13 protein-coding genes are annotated in these 17,454 nt (G+C 44.6%); 8 read left to right on the top strand and 5 right to left on the bottom strand.

Annotation, left to right across the window (positions count from 1 at the left end):
• Positions 1-6 precede the first annotated feature (6 nt).
• The 5 genes from cydC to T355_RS0104340 form a co-directional block, all read right to left on the bottom strand.
• A complete protein-coding gene (cydC, locus tag T355_RS0104320; protein ID WP_037329791.1) occupies positions 7-1,671 on the bottom strand; it encodes a thiol reductant ABC exporter subunit CydC in 1,665 nt (554 codons plus the stop codon).
• Positions 1,664-3,256, bottom strand: a complete 1,593-nt coding sequence (locus tag T355_RS0104325; RefSeq protein WP_037329792.1) for an ATP-binding cassette domain-containing protein — start codon at positions 3,254-3,256, stop codon at positions 1,664-1,666. Before T355_RS0104325 ends, cydC begins: the two co-directional genes overlap by 8 nt.
• Complete coding sequence (cydB, locus tag T355_RS0104330; protein ID WP_027396677.1) at positions 3,246-4,256, bottom strand: cytochrome d ubiquinol oxidase subunit II; 1,011 nt, start codon at positions 4,254-4,256, stop codon at positions 3,246-3,248. Before cydB ends, T355_RS0104325 begins: the two co-directional genes overlap by 11 nt.
• A complete protein-coding gene (locus T355_RS0104335; RefSeq protein WP_027396678.1) occupies positions 4,256-5,638 on the bottom strand; it encodes a cytochrome ubiquinol oxidase subunit I in 1,383 nt (460 codons plus the stop codon). The genes cydB and T355_RS0104335 overlap by 1 nt, the downstream gene beginning before the upstream one ends.
• 171 nt (positions 5,639-5,809) lie before the next feature.
• Positions 5,810-6,790, bottom strand: coding sequence for a diaminopimelate dehydrogenase (locus T355_RS0104340; RefSeq protein WP_027396679.1), 981 nt, complete (start codon positions 6,788-6,790; stop codon positions 5,810-5,812).
• 181 nt (positions 6,791-6,971) lie between these two features.
• Between T355_RS0104340 and T355_RS14665 the strand changes: the two genes are divergently transcribed.
• The 8 genes from T355_RS14665 (at position 6,972) to T355_RS0104380 (ending at position 17,026) form a co-directional block, all read left to right on the top strand.
• The gene (locus T355_RS14665) at positions 6,972-9,566 is read left to right on the top strand and encodes an EAL domain-containing protein (RefSeq protein ID WP_027396680.1); all 2,595 of its coding nucleotides are present in this window, start codon (positions 6,972-6,974) and stop codon (positions 9,564-9,566) included.
• Between the two features lie 87 nt (positions 9,567-9,653).
• Entirely contained in the window at positions 9,654-9,845 is a 192-nt protein-coding gene (locus T355_RS0104350) for a helix-turn-helix transcriptional regulator (protein ID WP_027396681.1), read from the top strand.
• 76 nt (positions 9,846-9,921) lie between these two features.
• Positions 9,922-10,905, top strand: a complete 984-nt coding sequence (locus T355_RS0104355) for a DNA-directed RNA polymerase subunit alpha (RefSeq protein ID WP_027396682.1) — start codon at positions 9,922-9,924, stop codon at positions 10,903-10,905.
• A gap of 145 nt (positions 10,906-11,050) precedes the next feature.
• A complete protein-coding gene (locus T355_RS0104360; RefSeq protein WP_027396683.1) occupies positions 11,051-11,983 on the top strand; it encodes an exonuclease domain-containing protein in 933 nt (310 codons plus the stop codon).
• 66 nt (positions 11,984-12,049) lie between these two features.
• Positions 12,050-13,141 carry a hypothetical protein gene (locus T355_RS0104365; protein ID WP_027396684.1) on the top strand — a complete coding sequence of 364 codons (1,092 nt, stop codon included), beginning with the start codon at positions 12,050-12,052 and terminating at the stop codon, positions 13,139-13,141.
• 185 nt (positions 13,142-13,326) lie between these two features.
• Entirely contained in the window at positions 13,327-15,159 is a 1,833-nt protein-coding gene (gene iorA, locus T355_RS0104370; protein WP_027396685.1) for an indolepyruvate ferredoxin oxidoreductase subunit alpha, read from the top strand.
• On the top strand, positions 15,152-15,736 hold the full coding sequence (locus tag T355_RS0104375; protein ID WP_037329793.1) for an indolepyruvate oxidoreductase subunit beta: 585 nt from the start codon (positions 15,152-15,154) through the stop codon (positions 15,734-15,736). Before iorA ends, T355_RS0104375 begins: the two co-directional genes overlap by 8 nt.
• Positions 15,737-15,790: 54 nt before the next feature.
• Positions 15,791-17,026, top strand: coding sequence for a phenylacetate--CoA ligase family protein (locus T355_RS0104380; protein ID WP_027396687.1), 1,236 nt, complete (start codon positions 15,791-15,793; stop codon positions 17,024-17,026).
• The last annotated feature ends 428 nt before the right edge of the window (positions 17,027-17,454 follow it).

The raw sequence follows: 17,454 nt of genomic DNA on the forward strand, positions 1-17,454 counted from the left end.
TTTTTGTCATAGTGTAGCAGGCGGGGTAAGGTGAATTGCTTGAGGCAGTTTCCTGGCGACCTCCTCATCATGGGTAATAACCAGTAGAGCTTTTTGCGTTTCATGGGCATGGGCCATAAGTGCATCCACCAGTGAAGCCGCGGTGTATTTGTCCAAGCCGTCAGTTGGCTCATCTAAAATTAGATATGGGGCGTCACTGGCCAGGGCCAAGGCGGTCAACAGGCGATTGCGTTGGCCACCGGACAGGCGATGGCCATTTTCTCCCAATGGTTCCTCCAGCTCTAGAGGGAATTGGCGAACGGTATCACCTAGCTGGGCGATATTTAACGCATGCCATATTTTTTCCTCGGTAATATGGGGGTGGAGACGGGTAAAGTTGTCCCGGATGGATTCAGCAAAGATATGGCAAGGCTGAATGGAGGCTGAGAAATATTTACGCAGTTCAGGTGTAGGCCATTCATTATAAGCTATGTGGTCAAGGTGCAATTCGCCAGTGGTTACTGGCCAGAATTTGAGTAGCAGCTGGGCCAGGGTAGTTTTGCCACTGCCACTGTCCCCACGAATAGCAAGCATTCCGCCAGGGGGAAGGGCAAAGGAGAGAGGGGAAAATACTGGCGTGGGATTTGGTCCGTCATCATTATAGGTGAAGGTTATTCCTTCACCTCTGAGAATTGCATCCGTGGTTTCATGAGCCTCTGTGATGGTGGGGGAAGGTAGGGGCTGGTCATCATGGCTGGATAAATCTTCGGCAGTAAATATGCGGTGGGCAGCTTTTTGGGCTTTATGCAGGTGGGGAGCTGCTGATGACAGGTCATAAAATTCGCCGAATAGTCCCATCCCTAACAGGACCCACACAGCTAACCAGCGAGGCTCCAACAGATGTACGCTTAGTGCATTGGTGAGCAGGCAAATATAGATAATAAATCCTACGTGACGAAGTAAGGATAAAAGGGTATCAATTCTTTCCTGACGCAGCTGAACCTGTGTATAGGCATAGCTGTAAGTAGTAGCAGCTTTATCCAGACCGTCTATAAAGCTGTTCATGGAGCCTGAGGTTATCAGCTCATCCTGTCCCATGGCATAATCCACCAGCTTGTCCCGATAAGAGGCTTCTTGGAGACAAGCATTGGTGTATTTGCTCATAAGAGCTGGGATGATAAGATGTAGGGCAAACAGAAAGCATAGCAAACAGGCTGCTGGTATGGAAATGGTCTGGAGCCATAGGGTAAGGCACAGAGTTAATAGGCCTGTGCTGGCAATAGGCAAAAACCAGCGAATATACATATCCCGCAGGGTTTCGGCATCATGGCTGAGTTGTTGAAGGTATTGGCCCTGCTGGGGTAGCCCTGTGCGTAATGGTAATTGTTTGCACATAGCCCCATAAATTAGCAATTGTAGCTGCTCATAGGCTTTAAAGGCCAATTGGTGGGAAAAAAGGCGCATGAGATAGCGTGTAGCTGCACGGCTTAGTCCAAAGAAGCGCACGCTGGTTATGCCGATGGTCAGGGCATATAGGGGCGGCTGAAGGGCGGCATAGCTTATAATCCAGGCGGCGGCCCCCATAAGGCCAATGCCAGTGAGACCAGAAAGGAATCCGGCGGCTATCATTAACAGCATATTACTGGTACCAGCTATGGATATGAGTTTGTTTAGTATAGGGATATTATTCATGATGTACCTCTATAGCAATATCGGCCCATTGACGAACGGTCTGGTGATGGGAAATTACAATGATGGTTTTCCCCTTGGCAAATTGGCTTAACAGCTGTAGGAGATTTTGCTCTTCCTTTGCTTCTAATCCTGAAGTAGGTTCATCTAACAGGACTAGGGGGCGATTTTGGTAAAGGGCCCGGGCTAAGCCTATTCGTTGCCGTTCTCCGTGGGATAGATTCAACCCACCGGCCCCTAACGGAGTATCTGGCGATAAATGAAGCCCCACGTCATTTATAATTTGAGTAATTTTTAGCAGCATTTCATCAGTATAGGAGGCCCTTTCAAAGAGGCAGATATTATCCGCCAGTGAACCTTGAAATACATGGGGGGATTGTGGAACATAGGTAATCAATTTATGTCGGCTGTCCAAGGATATTTGCTTTAGCTCTTTATCCTCCAGCTGGACGTGGCCAGTCTGTGGCTGGAGTAATCCCGCCAACAGCTTTAGGAGAGTGGTTTTGCCCATACCGCTGGTTCCATATATACAGGTGATACTTCCTGCAGGAAAATCCAGAGATAGATTTTCCAAAGTAGGTAATGGTGCATCGGGGTAAGTGAAGGAAGCATTGGTGAGGTGAACTCCAGGTGGTAGGCGTAGTGTATCCTGATGTTCAGTTATGGATTGATTTGGCTGGTGGAATATTTCCTGTAGATTTTTCCAGGCGGTCTTTACATCGATATAGGCATGAAAGGCCATACCGCTTTGCCGTAATGGCTGATAAAATTCTGGTAATAAAAGTAAAAGGAAAAAGGCCAGCTGAAAAGATATTTCCCCATATAATAGCCTAAAGCCGATGGATACGGCCAGAATAGCAATGGTAAGGGCAGTAATAAGCTCTATAGTAAAGCTGGAAATAAAGGCCAGACGGAGGACCTTGAGAGATGCTTGGGAAAATAAGTGGCTAAGGGTTGCTAAATGGGATTTTTGGCGGTTTTCCTGGCGGAAAATTTTTAGGCTGATAATTCCCGCCAGAGTGTCTTTAAAGGCCAGGGTCAGTTCATCCAATTGCTTCCATTGGTCTACTGTAGCACGTCTTGTCATATGGCCGATAAGCCATAACAGGATAGGAGCTATAGGCAGGGTAATCATCATTATTAGAGCTGACCATGGGTAAAGATAAAGAATGGTAATAAGGATTATGGGGAGTAAAAAAATGAGGGATAGAATCGGTGGAGCAATAAAAATAAATATCTTATCCAGGACTTTAACGCTGTCTAAGGCGAGGAGCTGCAGTCGATGGCTGGGCAGGGCATGATAACCTATACAGTGGTGGAGGCGTTGGCGTAATACTATTTGGAGATGCTGGGAGCTATTATGGAGGGATTTTTTTAAGCAAAAGGTTAGCAGAGATTTTACCAGCAAGAAAAATAACAGCAGTCCCAAAGTGACTGCTGTATAGCTATAATCATTATTAATGAACACATCAAAAACCACCTGGTTAAGCTGCCAGGCTATACCCAGAGTTAAGAATGAAATTATAAGCTGAAGCAGGCACGTAGTAATTAGTGCCTGCTTTTTGATAGGAAATGACTTAATATTCATGGTGTGTATCAATTTTTATCCGATGTCTAAAGGTCCAATAGGTCCACCCTTGATAAATGAGCACCACTGGTACAAGGCACAGAGCTGCAACAGTCATTATTGACAGGGTGTATTCTGAGGAGGCGGCATTGGTGATGGTTAGACTCCAGTCAGGATTTAGATTGGAAACCATAAGCCGTGGGAACATGGCCAAGAAGAAACCGGCTGTTAATAGGATAATACTGCCACCTGTCGCAATAAAGGCCCGCTTTTCATGGAGGTGCTTTAAATCAATGGCACTGGCCAATAGAAGGGCTATTGCCAGCACAAACACCACAATTTCAGCTGACTGGAAGGACAGCAGTCCCTTTGTAATGGGAATAATCAGGAGAATTAGGGTTAGGATAAAGGCACCAAGGAAGCTACGCAGACCTGCACGCCGAATGGCTACATAAAGCTGTTCGTTGTCCAGCTTTAAGGCCAGGAAATTTGCCCCATGGAAGGTGAACAGACACAGCGTCATGAGACCACCCAGTATAGAATATGGGGTGAGCAGATCAAAGAAGGTTCCTTGATAAATCATGCTTTGGTCAATGGGGAGACCTACCATAAGGTCAGTCATCGCCACACCCCAAAGGAAAGCGGGTACAGCTGAGCCAAAGCATATAGCCTTGTCCCACACCTGATGCCAAACCAGAGAATCATGACGGTGACGAAGCTCAAAGGCTGCCCCGCGTAGTATAAGGGCTATCAGCATCAAAAAGAGGGCCATGTAGAAGCTGCTGAACATGGTGGCGTACACATGGGGGAATGCGGCAAACAGGGCACCACCGGCCGTAATCATCCACACCTCATTGCCATCCCAAACAGGTGCTATGGTGGCTAAAATCTGACTGCGTTCTTCCTCCCGCTTCGTCAGTAGGGGCATTAAAATACCAACTCCGTAGTCAAACCCCTCAAGAAAGAAGAAGCCGGTAAATAGTACCGCAATGAGGATAAACCAAAGTACGTTATAATCCATCATAAAGCCCTCCCTTCATCGTTAGCCGTATCAATGGTAGTCTGATGGATAATACGGCATATAACGTAGAAAGCAATTATCGCCAAAATCAGATAGACAATGGTAAAGCCGGACATGGTGATGAACACCTCTCCAGGGGTTAGATTAGGGGATACCGCATCGGCAGTCTTTTGTAATCCGACCACAATCCATGGCTGGCGACCAGCCTCGGCGATAAACCAACCAGCCGAATTAGCCAAGAATGGTAATGGCAGTAGGAAAGGCGTAAGGGCCAGCAGATATTTGTATTTTAATAACCAATCCTGCTTTACCCATGCCAAGCCACCGATGAGGAAGGCCAGACCGGCGATGGCACCACCGCAGGCAATCATCAGGCGGAAGCACCAGAAGAGCCCGGTTACATCAGGAATATAGTTGCCGGCACCATATTGCTGTTCTGCAGCGGCCTGTAATTGATTTATTCCCTGCACAGCCCCTTCTGGCTTGTTGTACAGCATAAAGGAAAACATGCCAGGAATCGTTATTTCTGTATCGTTTTGCCGTTTCTCCTGATTAATATCCGCTACTATGGCGAATGGGGCGGGGTCTTCAGTCTCCCATAGGGCTTCCATGCTGGATAGCTTCATGGGTTGAGCCTCTGCCAGATATTGGGTATGGACGTGACCTGTGCCCATGGCCCCCATTATGCCGATTATCAGATAAATGGAGACGGCCTTTAGGGCCTGTAGGAATACCTCTCTGGACGCATCATCAACAGCGTATTTCCAGCAGCAGATAATTAACAGGACAAAGCCGGCTGTAGCGATACCAGAGAATAGGGTGTGACTCATTTCACCAATTACGTATGGATTAGTAATAAGGGCCATAAAATCGGTCATTATAGCCCGGCCATTTTCTATGGCGTAGCCAACCGGGTGCTGCATAAAGGAATTGGCGACTAAAATCCAGAAGGCCGATAAATTACTACCAATGGCCACTAGCCATATACAGGCACAGTGGAGCTTTTCCGGGAGCTTATCCCAGCCAAATACCCAGATGCCGATGAATGTCGACTCCAAAAAGAAAGCCGTGAGGGCTTCCAAGGCCAATGGTGCACCAAAAATATCCCCCATGAAACGGGAGTATTCGGACCAGTTCATACCGAAGTGAAATTCCTGAACAATACCCGTGACCACGCCCATGGCAAAGTTTACCAAAAAGATAGCCCCGAAAAATTTTAGCAGCTTTCTACAAGGCTCCTTCCAATGAGCACGCTTTGTGGTGACGTAGCAGGTTTCTAGTAGGGCTAGAAACAGGGTTAGCCCCAGGGTTACAGGAACAAATAGGAAATGATAGATGGTAGTAATGGCAAATTGCCAACGGGAGAGTAATACTATATCCATAAAACCACTCCTTTCACATATTGTGACCATATGAACAAGATCATTATTATTCCTATGTAAATAGTAGCATATATTGGCTCGGATTCAAATGTATACATAATAAAAAAAATAAGGCACAAAAAAAGGAGCTGTGATTTTTCACAGCTCCAGAGGAACATTTGATTAAAAATATTACAGCATGTGGGCTCTCAGCTCTTCGCCGGAAAGTGGGCTCAGATATGCAGGTGCAATGTCAAATACAGTTTTGCAGCCAATGTTTCCTTCCTGATGGAGGCGGTTAATGGCGCGGGCATAAGCTACAATTACAGATGCAGTAAACTCTGGGTTGGAGTCCAGCTTAAGACTGTATTCAATAACGTGCTTGTTTTCGTTGTTCCAGCCAGTGGTACCGGTGCGGAATACAAAACCGCCGTGTGGAATACCGCTGTGATTCTTCTGCAGCTCTTCCTCGGAAATAAAGTGTACAGTAGTATCATAGTCGGAGAAGTAATTTGGCATTTCCTTGATTTCCTTTTCAATGGCCGCCTTATCTGCACCCTCCTCAGCCACCACGAAGCACTCACGGGTGTGTTTCTGACGGGTGGTGAGGTCAGGGTTTTCACCGGCACGTACAGAAGCCAGTGCGCTGTCTACAGGAATGGTGTACTGCTTGCCATTCTTTACGCCCTTTACACGGCGGATAGCATCAGAATGTCCCTGGCTGACGCCTTTGCCCCAGAAGGTGTAATCGTTGCCATTAGGCAAAATAGCGTTGGCGTACAGGCGGTTCAAGGAGAACATACCTGGGTCCCAGCCAGCGGAAATAAGGGCAATATGGGCACTTGATTTTGCAGCTTTATTTACATTTTCAAAATGCTCCGGAATGCGGGCATGGGTATCAAAGCTGTCGATTACATTAAAATGCTTTGCCAATGCAGGAGTCATCTCAGGCAAATCAGTGGCACTGCCACCACAGATTATCATGACGTCAATCTTGTCAGCAAATTTTTCCACGTCCTTGGCAGATGCAACGGTTACACCGGCAGTCTGAATCTTAACAGTGGATGGGTCCCGGCGGGTAAATACAGCCACCAGCTCCATATCTTCGCTATTCTTTACAGCACATTCAATACCACGGCCCAGATTGCCGTAACCATAAATACCAACCTTCATAGTAAATCACCTCATTAAAATTCTATGCTTAACTAGTATACCACTTTCAATATTTATAACGCAATAGTTATATTATGTATACATTATTTATTATTGTAAAAAAAGACGGGGAAAAACATCCTACATATTAATAGCCATGTCGTTATCTTATATGGTAGAATGACCTAAAGGGGTGTCAGATATGAACGAAAACGACAATGTTCAGCAGAATACTGCCAAAAAAATGAAGGGCGCAGTGAATATTGACCCGCTAACGGGCTTACCGCTGATGCGCTCTTATTGGGATCTTGTAGCAGAAAAGATAGAGAGCAATCCTGTTTGTAGCACTATGATGTCCGTGAATATACTGAACTTTCAGTATTTCAACAAATGGTACGGACGTGATAAGGGAAATGCTCTGTTGGCAGAGCTGGGCAAATATTTCCAGCAGCTGTGTCATGACCATGATATGATTGCCGGATACATGGGCAATGACTATTTTTCTGTATTTTTTGAGGAAGATGCTGATTTGGTTGATGCTCTCATCGAGAGCGTTAAACTGATTGTAGGCAGATATATGACGGACCCGTTGTTCCGTCCGGTTTGGGGTGCCTACAAATATACTGAGGATGATACTACTGATGCCATTGATATGTATGATTATACCATCATGGCCATTGGAAAATGTTATATCTATTCTTACGCCGATATTAATTGGTTCAGCGAGGGTATGGCCAGGGACTTGGCTACTACTGTTGATTTGATGCCTCGCATTCAGCGTGCTATGTCCAATAACGAATTTACCATTTACCTCCAGCCAAAGTGCCAGATTGTGGATGGGCGAATCGTGGGAGCAGAGGCCCTTGTACGGTGGATAACTGCCGATGGGGAAATGATTTCGCCTGGTAAATTTATTTCCTTCCTGGAAAAGAATGGCTATATTACGCAGCTGGACCAGCATGTGTGGGAAATAACCTGTCAGACCATACGCCATTGGATGGATACAGGGCTTCCAGTGGTTCCGGTTTCTATTAATGTGTCCCGTATTGATATCCAGAATATGGATGTGGTACGGATTCTCACTGAGATGGTACATAAGTACCAGATTCCTGTAAGCACTTTGGAGATAGAGATTACTGAAAGTGCTTATGTGGAAAATGAAGGCGTTGTAAAGGAAACGGAAGAGGCGCTAAAGCGTAATGGCTTTAAGATTATTATTGATGATTTTGGCAGCGGCTATTCTTCCTTGAATATGCTTAAAGACGTTGACGCAGATGTGTTGAAGCTGGATATGCGATTCCTGGATTTTTCCAATGGTAATCGAGGGCGTGGCATTAACATTATTTATTCCATCATCGATATGGCGCGACAGATCGATTTGCCAATTATTGTGGAGGGCATTGAAACCCTGGAACAGATTGAGCTGTTGTCCATGATGGGCTGCGAGTACGTTCAGGGCTATTACTTCTATCAGCCAATGTCCATTGAGAGCTTTGAGACATTGATTTCCGATAAAAATAATGTTACTACATCTAATATACACAAGCGGAAAATGACCCGTTCCTACTTGCAGGATATTACCGCCTACTTCTGGAAGGTTGCTGAGGTAAATCCATGGACAGGGGAATATCACTTCATTAAGAAATCTGATGAGAAGGACGTAATGATGAGCCCTCGTCCACAAACTATTGAGGACTATTCAAAGCGCTATGTTGAAAATGGCATGGTACATCATAGTGATAGTGATAAGTTCATCCATGAGACTTCTATCGTGGCAACTCAGCTGCAAATCGCCAAGAAACAGCATCGTCGCAGGGTTCATTTGCGGTGCATGAAGGAAGGGCGTTACGTTTGGATTACCTTCGAATGTATAGTGCCAAATGTGTTCTCCAAGAGCAATCCATGGGTGCTGTACACCTGGAAGATTGCCGATACTGATGTGGCTGCCCGTCAGGACACCATGAACTTAATCGACAAAACCTGTAAGACAATCGTGAAAATGGATGGTTATACTGGTATGTGCGAAATCATCCAGATTGATGGTGAGGAGGAGAATCTTGGCTATCATATTTCCAAGCATTTCGATACTTGGAATCACAATATTATAGATAATAATCTTATCCATCCGGAAGAGCTGCAGGCCTATAAGAAATTTACGGATATGAAAACCATGACGGAGAGGCTTGCTTTGTCGGATAATCCGTTACGATTCCAATATCGCCGTATGGTAGGAGATATTTATCGTTGGGTTTGTATGACAGTATCCAGAAGCCTTGACTACACTGATGAACATCCGATATTGATGGTTATGGTTCAGTATATTAATTATCTGTACGAGCCATATTCGCCTGAAGAGTTCTCAGAGACGGATTCGGTGAAATCTATACTTAATAATTTGGTATTTACATCACATATTAACATAACCAAGGAGACCTTTGTTTCAGCCCAGGATCTGGCAACGGTGGAGGTAGCCACTGGTATTATGAGTGATACAAATTATATGGTAGGCATAAGACGGCTGGTGAAGGAATTGGTACTGCCAGAATATAAGGAAGCCTATTTGACTTTTATGAACCGTGAGTGGCTTTTGGAAAAATTCGGTGAAGGGCATACCAGTCTTTTCTTTGAATATCAACGGTTGGTTGATGGTGAACCTAAGTGGCGCCTTATATCCTTAGTTCTATACCGGGATAAAAAGACAGGCCATATAATGGGTACGAAATATGTCTACAATATAGACTCTCAGAAACGTATAGAGCTTGAACTAAAGGCATCTGTGGCCGCATCTAAAAATTAGTTTAAAATTCACTTTACAAAACCCTGACCATATAATACAATGTCATTCGTTTGGAAAACCGACAGTCAAAAATTGCGGTTACAGTTTATGACAAAGGGGATTTATAATACAGTGGTTTTGGAAGATTTGCAGGCCATGCGCCAGGCAAAAGGATATAGTATTCACATGGTTGCTGAGATGCTTAATATTTCAGTGGACAGCTACTTGGAGCTGGAGTATTCCGTAAGGGAAGCCAGTGACCAGGAAATGAACATGCTGGATATAATTTTTAGCGAGTAGCTTGATTTTGGATTACTCTTGTGATAAAATATATGGTATGCGATAATGGATTAAAATACCTGAGGGGAGTTTTGATATGCTGGATGTCAATACAACAAAAATTCGTTGTTCCGGAGATGTAACCGATAAAACTCATGGTCAGTTTATATGCGGACCTCTTGATCGTGGTTATGGTACTACCATTGGTAATAGCCTCAAGAGAATTCTCCTGTCATCCATCCAGGGTGCAGCAGTTACTGCTGTGAAGATTGCTGGTGCTACCGCCATGGACAGCAAGCTTTCTGACACCCATGAAGATGCAATTGATATAGTTTTGAACGTAAAGAGCCTGTGCATTGAGCCTGTTGAGAACGAATTGGTGGCTCATATTGATGTTAAGGCTGATGGTGAGGATTTGGAGGTTACTGCTGCTGATATTACTGCAGACAGTGAGCTTCAGATTATTAACCCTGAGCTTCATATTGCCACTGTTAAGGCTGGCAAGAAGTTCTCCATGGATCTGAAGATTCAGAATGGTTGCGGCTACATGTCTGCCGACAAGAATACTACTGCAGAAAAGGGCATGTTCCCTATTGATGCACTGTTTTCTCCAATTGATCGCGTAGATTATGTGGTTAAGAATACCCGTGTTGGTAACATTACCAACTATGATAGCCTGACTCTGGATATTTTCACCAATGGTTCTGTTATGCCTGCTGATGCTTTGAAGCTGGCAGCTAACATTATGATTGAGGGCTTGAACCCATTCCTGGCTCTGTGCGAGGATACTGTTGTTGATGAGCCAAATCCTGAGAGCTATAGCCTGTCCTCCGATGATGGGGATAATGCCCATGAAGCAATGGAGGAGCTGTTGAATGCTCCTATCAGCGAGCTGGAGCTGAGTCAGCGTTCCACTCACTGCATGCAGCGCAACAATATCTTTACTATTGGTGATCTTGCAGCAAAGACTACTGAGGAGATTATGGGCTTCAGAAATCTTGGTGCCAAGTCCTTCAAGGAGATTTGCGACAGATTGGCTGAGCGTGGCTTGTCCTTAAAGTCTGGTAGCTCTGTTGATTAATAGTTATTGTTCTTATGAAAATTTTGATACGCCGTTCATTCTGAGCGGCGTATTTTAAATTTGCAGGATTTTTGTTTCGGATGTAGTAATATATAAAGAAGGTAAATTTTAAAATTACCAAGTTTTATTGAGAGAGGGTTCGGATATGCATATCGCTTGCCTGGATACTGAGTCCACCAGTACAGGAATCAGCAATGAGATTTTGGAGTTGTCAATTTTAAACGAGCAGGGGGCTCTGATACACAATCAGCTTTATAAACCAAAGAAGGTTCATAAATGGCATTATGCCGAGAGGGTACATGGCATTACTCCTGAGATGGTGGCAGACAAGCCGTATTTTGTAAAACACATACCTAAGGTTCAGAAAATCTTTGACAAGAGCGAAATGATTTTGGGTTTTGCAGTAGACAATGATATAAGGGTTCTGGAAAAATATGGTTTCCAGAATTTACCGGAAAAGGCCATGGATGTCCGTGACCTCTATTGGGCTGTCTTCCATGAGGAAAAGGATTTTGATTATTATCATGTGCCACGACTTGTGATCTGTGCCGAGGAATGCGGTTATGTATGGCGGGATGGCTCTGCCCATTCTGCAGCGGCTGATGCTGAGGCCACACTGTTCTGTTTTAACTATCTCATCAAGAAGTTTGTGGAAAAGTACAATCTCTTTGAACTGCAGGATAAGCCTCATCTTAGTACAGAGGAAATTAATATTGTGTGGGACTACCTGCGGAAGCTGCTTCGCGAGGAACGCCACAACAAGGCTGTGGAAAAGGCCAAGGGTATGCTGTATTTGGTGGATACACCTCAGGGCTACGCCATTTATGCCCGTAAGCGTCCTATGACAGAGGAGGATCAGGAGCGTTTCAAGGAAAAGAAGCGGAAGGTTATTTCTATCGTTGAGCTGGCGGATTCCCAGAAAGGCTACGAGGATTTATTGGCCCGTTTTGCCCCAAAGATGATTGGTGGGGAAAACTATTACAAGGCCTTCTATCAGCTGGACGACCAGGACATCGAGCTCTTTAGGAATTATACCAATGAGTTCATAGACGAGGCCTATTTGGAGGAACAGAACTAAGCCTTCGGTTGACAAGAAAATCCCTTTTGGTACAATTTACAATGAGGGATAGAGACGGAGGCTTTTATGACATTAAAAAAGAAGATTATTTGGTCCACGATTTCAGTATTTGTGCTTTTGTGCTTTTATGTGTGCTATGTGGCGCGACCGGTGGATGTGGCCACTGACATAGAGGTGGAGGGCTTAAATAGTGAGGTGGAGCAGATATTGTATTATGCAGGGCTTGCCCCAAGCTCTCATAATGCTCAGATGTGGGATGTGAAGGTATATCCTGCAGAGGGGAAGATAGTTATTTCCCCGGATACTTCCAGACTTTTGTACGCAGTTGACCAGGAAAGCAGAGAAGCCTATATTTCCATGGGTGCCTATGCCCGCAGCTGTATGTTGGCTTTCGAGGCTTATGGATATAATACTAGTCTCCATGTCAGCGACAACGGCCAGAGTATCACTGTAATTTACACCAACAGCGGCATGGCCAGAGATGAGGGACTCCTTAATTTGATGAAGCGCCGCCATACAGACAAGCGGGAATATACATCGGCTGCTATACCTGAATTTTTTCAGGAGGGTCTCAAGGGAATAAGGGGGGCCGTATTTGTTCCTGAGAATACTGAGGCATTCTCTCTTATAAAGGATCAGACATTGTCTGCGGCTGAGGAACAGAGGGATAATCAGGAAATAAGGGATGAGCTGGCTGATTGGCTTCGTTTTTCCAATTGGGAGGCTGAAAAGAAGAAGGATGGCCTTACTGCAGAGCAGAATGGCATTACCGGCTTGGGAAAGGTTATATATTATACCTTCGGTACTCACTGGTTTGCCAAGGGAGATACCTTTGCTCAGACTGGATATGAAATGGCCCAAAGACAGGCGGAAAATTGTGCAGGCTATCTTTTGATTATCTCAAATGATACCAATATAGGTTACATTGAGGCTGGTATGCATCTTACGGAGGCGTGGCTTTATGCTGTTCGTAATGATATTGAGGTGCAGCCTATGAGCTTTGCTGTGGAAAACAAGGCTCGCCGTTTTGCCATTCAGAATGCCCTGAAACTGCCATATACGCCACAGATGGTGCTGCGTATAGGGTATGTGGATGGTGCCTACGGCACAAATGCGTTGGTTCGCCGTGATTTAAAGGACTATATAGAAGTTAAATAAACGTATTAATTGCCTAAAAATACCGTTGTGGAGTAGCAAAACTCTGCAGCGGTTTTTTATTACTAACATCCTTTAAAAAACTAAAGTATTTCTTTGCTTTCCTGTCCACCTGTGGTAGAATAATTGTGTTGTCGTGTAAGTGTGTGTATCGTTAGAGAAAATAAATGTCGTTAGGAGAGATACAGATGCATCAGGAGTTTTTGATGGGCAATGAAGCCATTGCTATGGGTGCCATTGCCGCCGGTGTAAATCTGGTGGCTGGATATCCGGGGACCCCATCTACTGAAGTGCTGGAGACTGTGGCGAAGCGCAGGCCACAGGACACCTATGTGGAGTGGTCCATTAATGAAAAGACGGCCATGGAGGTAGGGGCCGGGGCTGCCTATACGGGGGCCCGCGTTATGGTAACCATGAAACAGGTGGGGCTAAATGTGGCTACGGATCCACTTATGTCCCTTGAATATATAGGCGTTAAGGGTGGTATGGTGGTTTTGGTTGCGGATGACCCAGGCCCTATATCTTCCCAGACGGAGCAGGATACTCGTCATTTTTCCAGATTTTCAAAGCTGCCATGCTTTGAGCCTTCCACGGTACAGGAAGCATATGAAATGGTACAGGATGCCTTTGAATATTCGGAGAAATATAGGACACCTGTCTTTCTCAGGTCCACAACCAGAGTTTCACATGGATATGCTTCTATTAATGTGAAGGATGAAGGTGAATACAAACATAATAAGCCAGAGGGATTTATAAAGGACACCAAGCGTTGGGTTATATTCCCCAAGCTGTCCTATCAGGCTCATATAAATATTGAGGCCCGAAATGTGGAGCTTTCCAAGGATTTTTCCTCTTACCCTAAGAATTTGTTGCTTAATGTTGAAGGCAGCGAATTTCCCAAGAAGGGTATTGCCACTGGCGGCTTTAACTATACCTATGTTTCCGAAGCATTAAAATCTTTAGGTGATGTGAGACTGTTAAAGGTTTCTACGCCCCATCCTTTCCCAGAGGAACTGGCTGTAAAGTTTCTGACGGGCCTCGATGAGGTGATATGTATAGAGGAATTGGATCCAGTGATTGAGCGGGAGCTTATCTATATAGCGGGAAAATATCAGCTGCCTGTGAAGGTATATGGAAAGCTGACACTGGATGTAAAAAATTCCGGGGAAAATACCCTTGATTCTGTTATGGGAAATCTGACAAAGTTTTTGGGTGTCAAGCCTCCGGAGAATGCGGCTCTTACTGAGGCTGACATGGCAGAAATGCCAGAGCTTCCAGTTCGCCCGCCAGTCCTTTGCGCCGGCTGTCCTCATCGTGCCTCTTTCTACGCTGTAAAGCAGGCTATGAAGGGGAAAAAGACACTGTTTGCAGGAGATATTGGCTGTTATACTATGGGAAATGCCATGCCTCTTGATATGGTGGATACATGCCTTTGCATGGGAGCCGGGCTGGGAATTGCCCAGGGAGTGGACCATATTGAACCGGATACCAGTTGCTTTGCCTTTGTAGGTGATTCCACCTTCTTTGCGGCGGCAATCCCGGGAGTAATAAATGCTGTTTATAATCAAGCGGATATGACCCTGATTGTTTTGGATAACTCTACCACTGCCATGACTGGCCATCAGCCTCATCCTGGTACTGGTCAGACTATGATGGGGGATGTGGTTAATAAAGTTAGTATAGAAAAAATATTAAAGGGCATTGGCCTGGAATTTGTGGAAACAGTTAATCCGTTGGATTACAAAAAATCCGTGGAAACAGTAAAGGGTGCTGCGGCGTTGCCTGGGGTTAAGGCAATTATCTTTAAATCTCCGTGTATCGCTATTGTCAAATTCGATAAAAGTCTGTCAGTGGACCATGAAAAATGTATAAATTGCCGTAAGTGTATTCGTGAGATTGGCTGTCCGGCCCTTGTAATACGTGATGATAAGGTAGTCATTGATGATTCCCTCTGTACTGGTTGCGGACTTTGCAGTCAGATATGTCCGGTGGGAGCAATTGGAGGTGATCATCATGAGTAAGAACATTGTACTTTGCGGTGTTGGCGGCCAGGGAACTATTTTGGCATCAAAGCTCATTAGTGGAGCAGCCATGAACAAGGGGATTCCCGTTAAAAGTGCCGAGACTATTGGTATGGCTCAGCGTGGCGGCAGTGTATTCAGCCATTTGAGGCTGGGTGATGATGTGGACTGCCCAATGATTGCCAGTGGCAGTGCTGATATAATCATAGGCTTTGAGCCGGGAGAAACGGTTCGTATGCTTCCATATTTGAAAAAGGGTGGCCAAGTTATTGTAAGCAGTCGCCCTGTGATGCCGGTGACGGCTGCGTTGGCAGGCTCCAACTACAATGGTAGTGAAATGCTGGACTATATCAGAAATAAGGTCGAAAAGGTTATTGTTATAGACACCGAAAAGGCTTGCAAGGAATTGGGCTCTGCAAAAATCGTAAATCTTCTTCTTTTGGGGGCGGCCGTAAACAGCGGGGCCTTGGGACTTGATGATGAGGATATTCGGAAGGTTATCCGTACAAAAATCCCTGAAAGATTTCACGAGCTTAATTTTAAAGCTCTGGAATATGCTAAAAAATGCAGCCATTAATATACTTATATAAATTAGGCAACCTAAAATAATTAACTGATAGGGGAATTCATAATGAAGATAACAGAGGAACAGCTTAAACTTGTAAATGATCGCATAGATGCTCTGGAGGCTGCCAACAGCTTTTATGGCAAGAAGCTGGAGGAGGCCGGCATAAATCATGTATCTTCTCCAGAGGAATTTGAAAAATTGCCCTTTTCTGAGAAAAATGATTTGCGGGAGGCTTATCCATTGGGGCTGATGACAGCACCCCAGGAGGAAATAGTACGCATTCATTCTTCCTCCGGTACCACGGGAACTCCTGTAATTATTCCATATACCAAGAAGGATGTGGATGATTGGGCAACTATGTTTGCCCGTTGCTATGAAATGGCAGGAATTACAAATAAGGATGTTATTCAAATTACTCCGGGTTATGGACTCTGGACTGCTGGTATCGGATTTCAGGCAGGCTGTGAAAAGCTGGGAGCCATGTGCGTTCCTATGGGACCAGGAAACACGGATAAGCAGCTTCAGATGATGCAGGATATGGGCTCTACAGTATTGTGCGCTACTTCTTCATACGCATTGCTTTTGGCTGAGGAAATTGAAAAAAGGGGTATTAAGGATAAAATACATCTCCAAAAGGGCGTTATTGGTTCTGAACGTTGGGGTCAGAAAATGCGTGAGCGCATTTCCACGGAGCTGGGCATAGAGCTTTATGATATTTATGGTCTTACTGAAATTTATGGACCTGGTATAGGTATTAACTGCAAGCACGATAAGGGAATGCATTACTGGGATGATTTCATTTATCTTGAGATTATTGATCCACAGACATTAAAGCCGGTTCCTGATGGGGAGTGGGGTGAGATCGTTATTACCACCTTGGTGAAGGAAGGGGCCCCGTTAATTCGTTATCGGACCCATGATCTGTCCAGAATAATTCCAGGTGAATGCCCATGTGGCAGTAAGTTCCCACGTCTGGATGTTATCGGCGGTCGTACAGATGATATGATGAAAATCAAGGGTGTTAATGTGTTCCCTAAACAAATTGAGGAAATATTGGCAGAGTTTCCAGAGCTTTCCAGCGAGTATCAGATTCGTATTTCCCATCTGGATGGCAAGGACACCATGCGTATTTATGTGGAAACAAACGGCAGTGTGGACTTTTTGGATATGGCCAAAAGAGTTGCATCCAGAGTCAAGAGCCGCATAGGCTTTACTCCTCTGGTAAAGGTTGTGGAAATTGGTCTGCTGCCTAGAAGCGAAAAGAAGAGTAAGCGTGTTATTGACGAGCGCTACGACTAAAATAGCAATATATTAATGGCAAAATAGAAATGTAATTTTTAGGCGCATCTGAAAATTTGTAAAAATTTTTGTTGACAAAATTTCAGATGCGCTGTATTATTATCATCGTTGTCGCAACAACAGGTTTTGAAACGAACCATAACGACACAAAATAACGAGGTTACCACCTCGTTGAAACGCTAATAGGAAGAATTTTCTTTTAGAAAAAAATTTGAACGATGGCGTTATAATATCAAAAAAGTTCTTGACATGAAAGAATAAATAAGATATTATAAACAAGCTGACTCACGAAGCAAATGCTTCTGAGAAAGCGGAGTGTTCTTTGAAAACTAAACAATGCAACAAGAATCATGCACACATGATTCAAGCCAGATGATGGTACTGTTTTTATAAACAGTAAACATACATAATAGTTTGTGCAAAACTAT

It is taken from the genome of Anaerovibrio lipolyticus LB2005 (genome assembly GCF_000621545.1).
Classification (GTDB): Bacteria; Bacillota; Negativicutes; order Selenomonadales; family Selenomonadaceae; genus Anaerovibrio; species Anaerovibrio lipolyticus_A.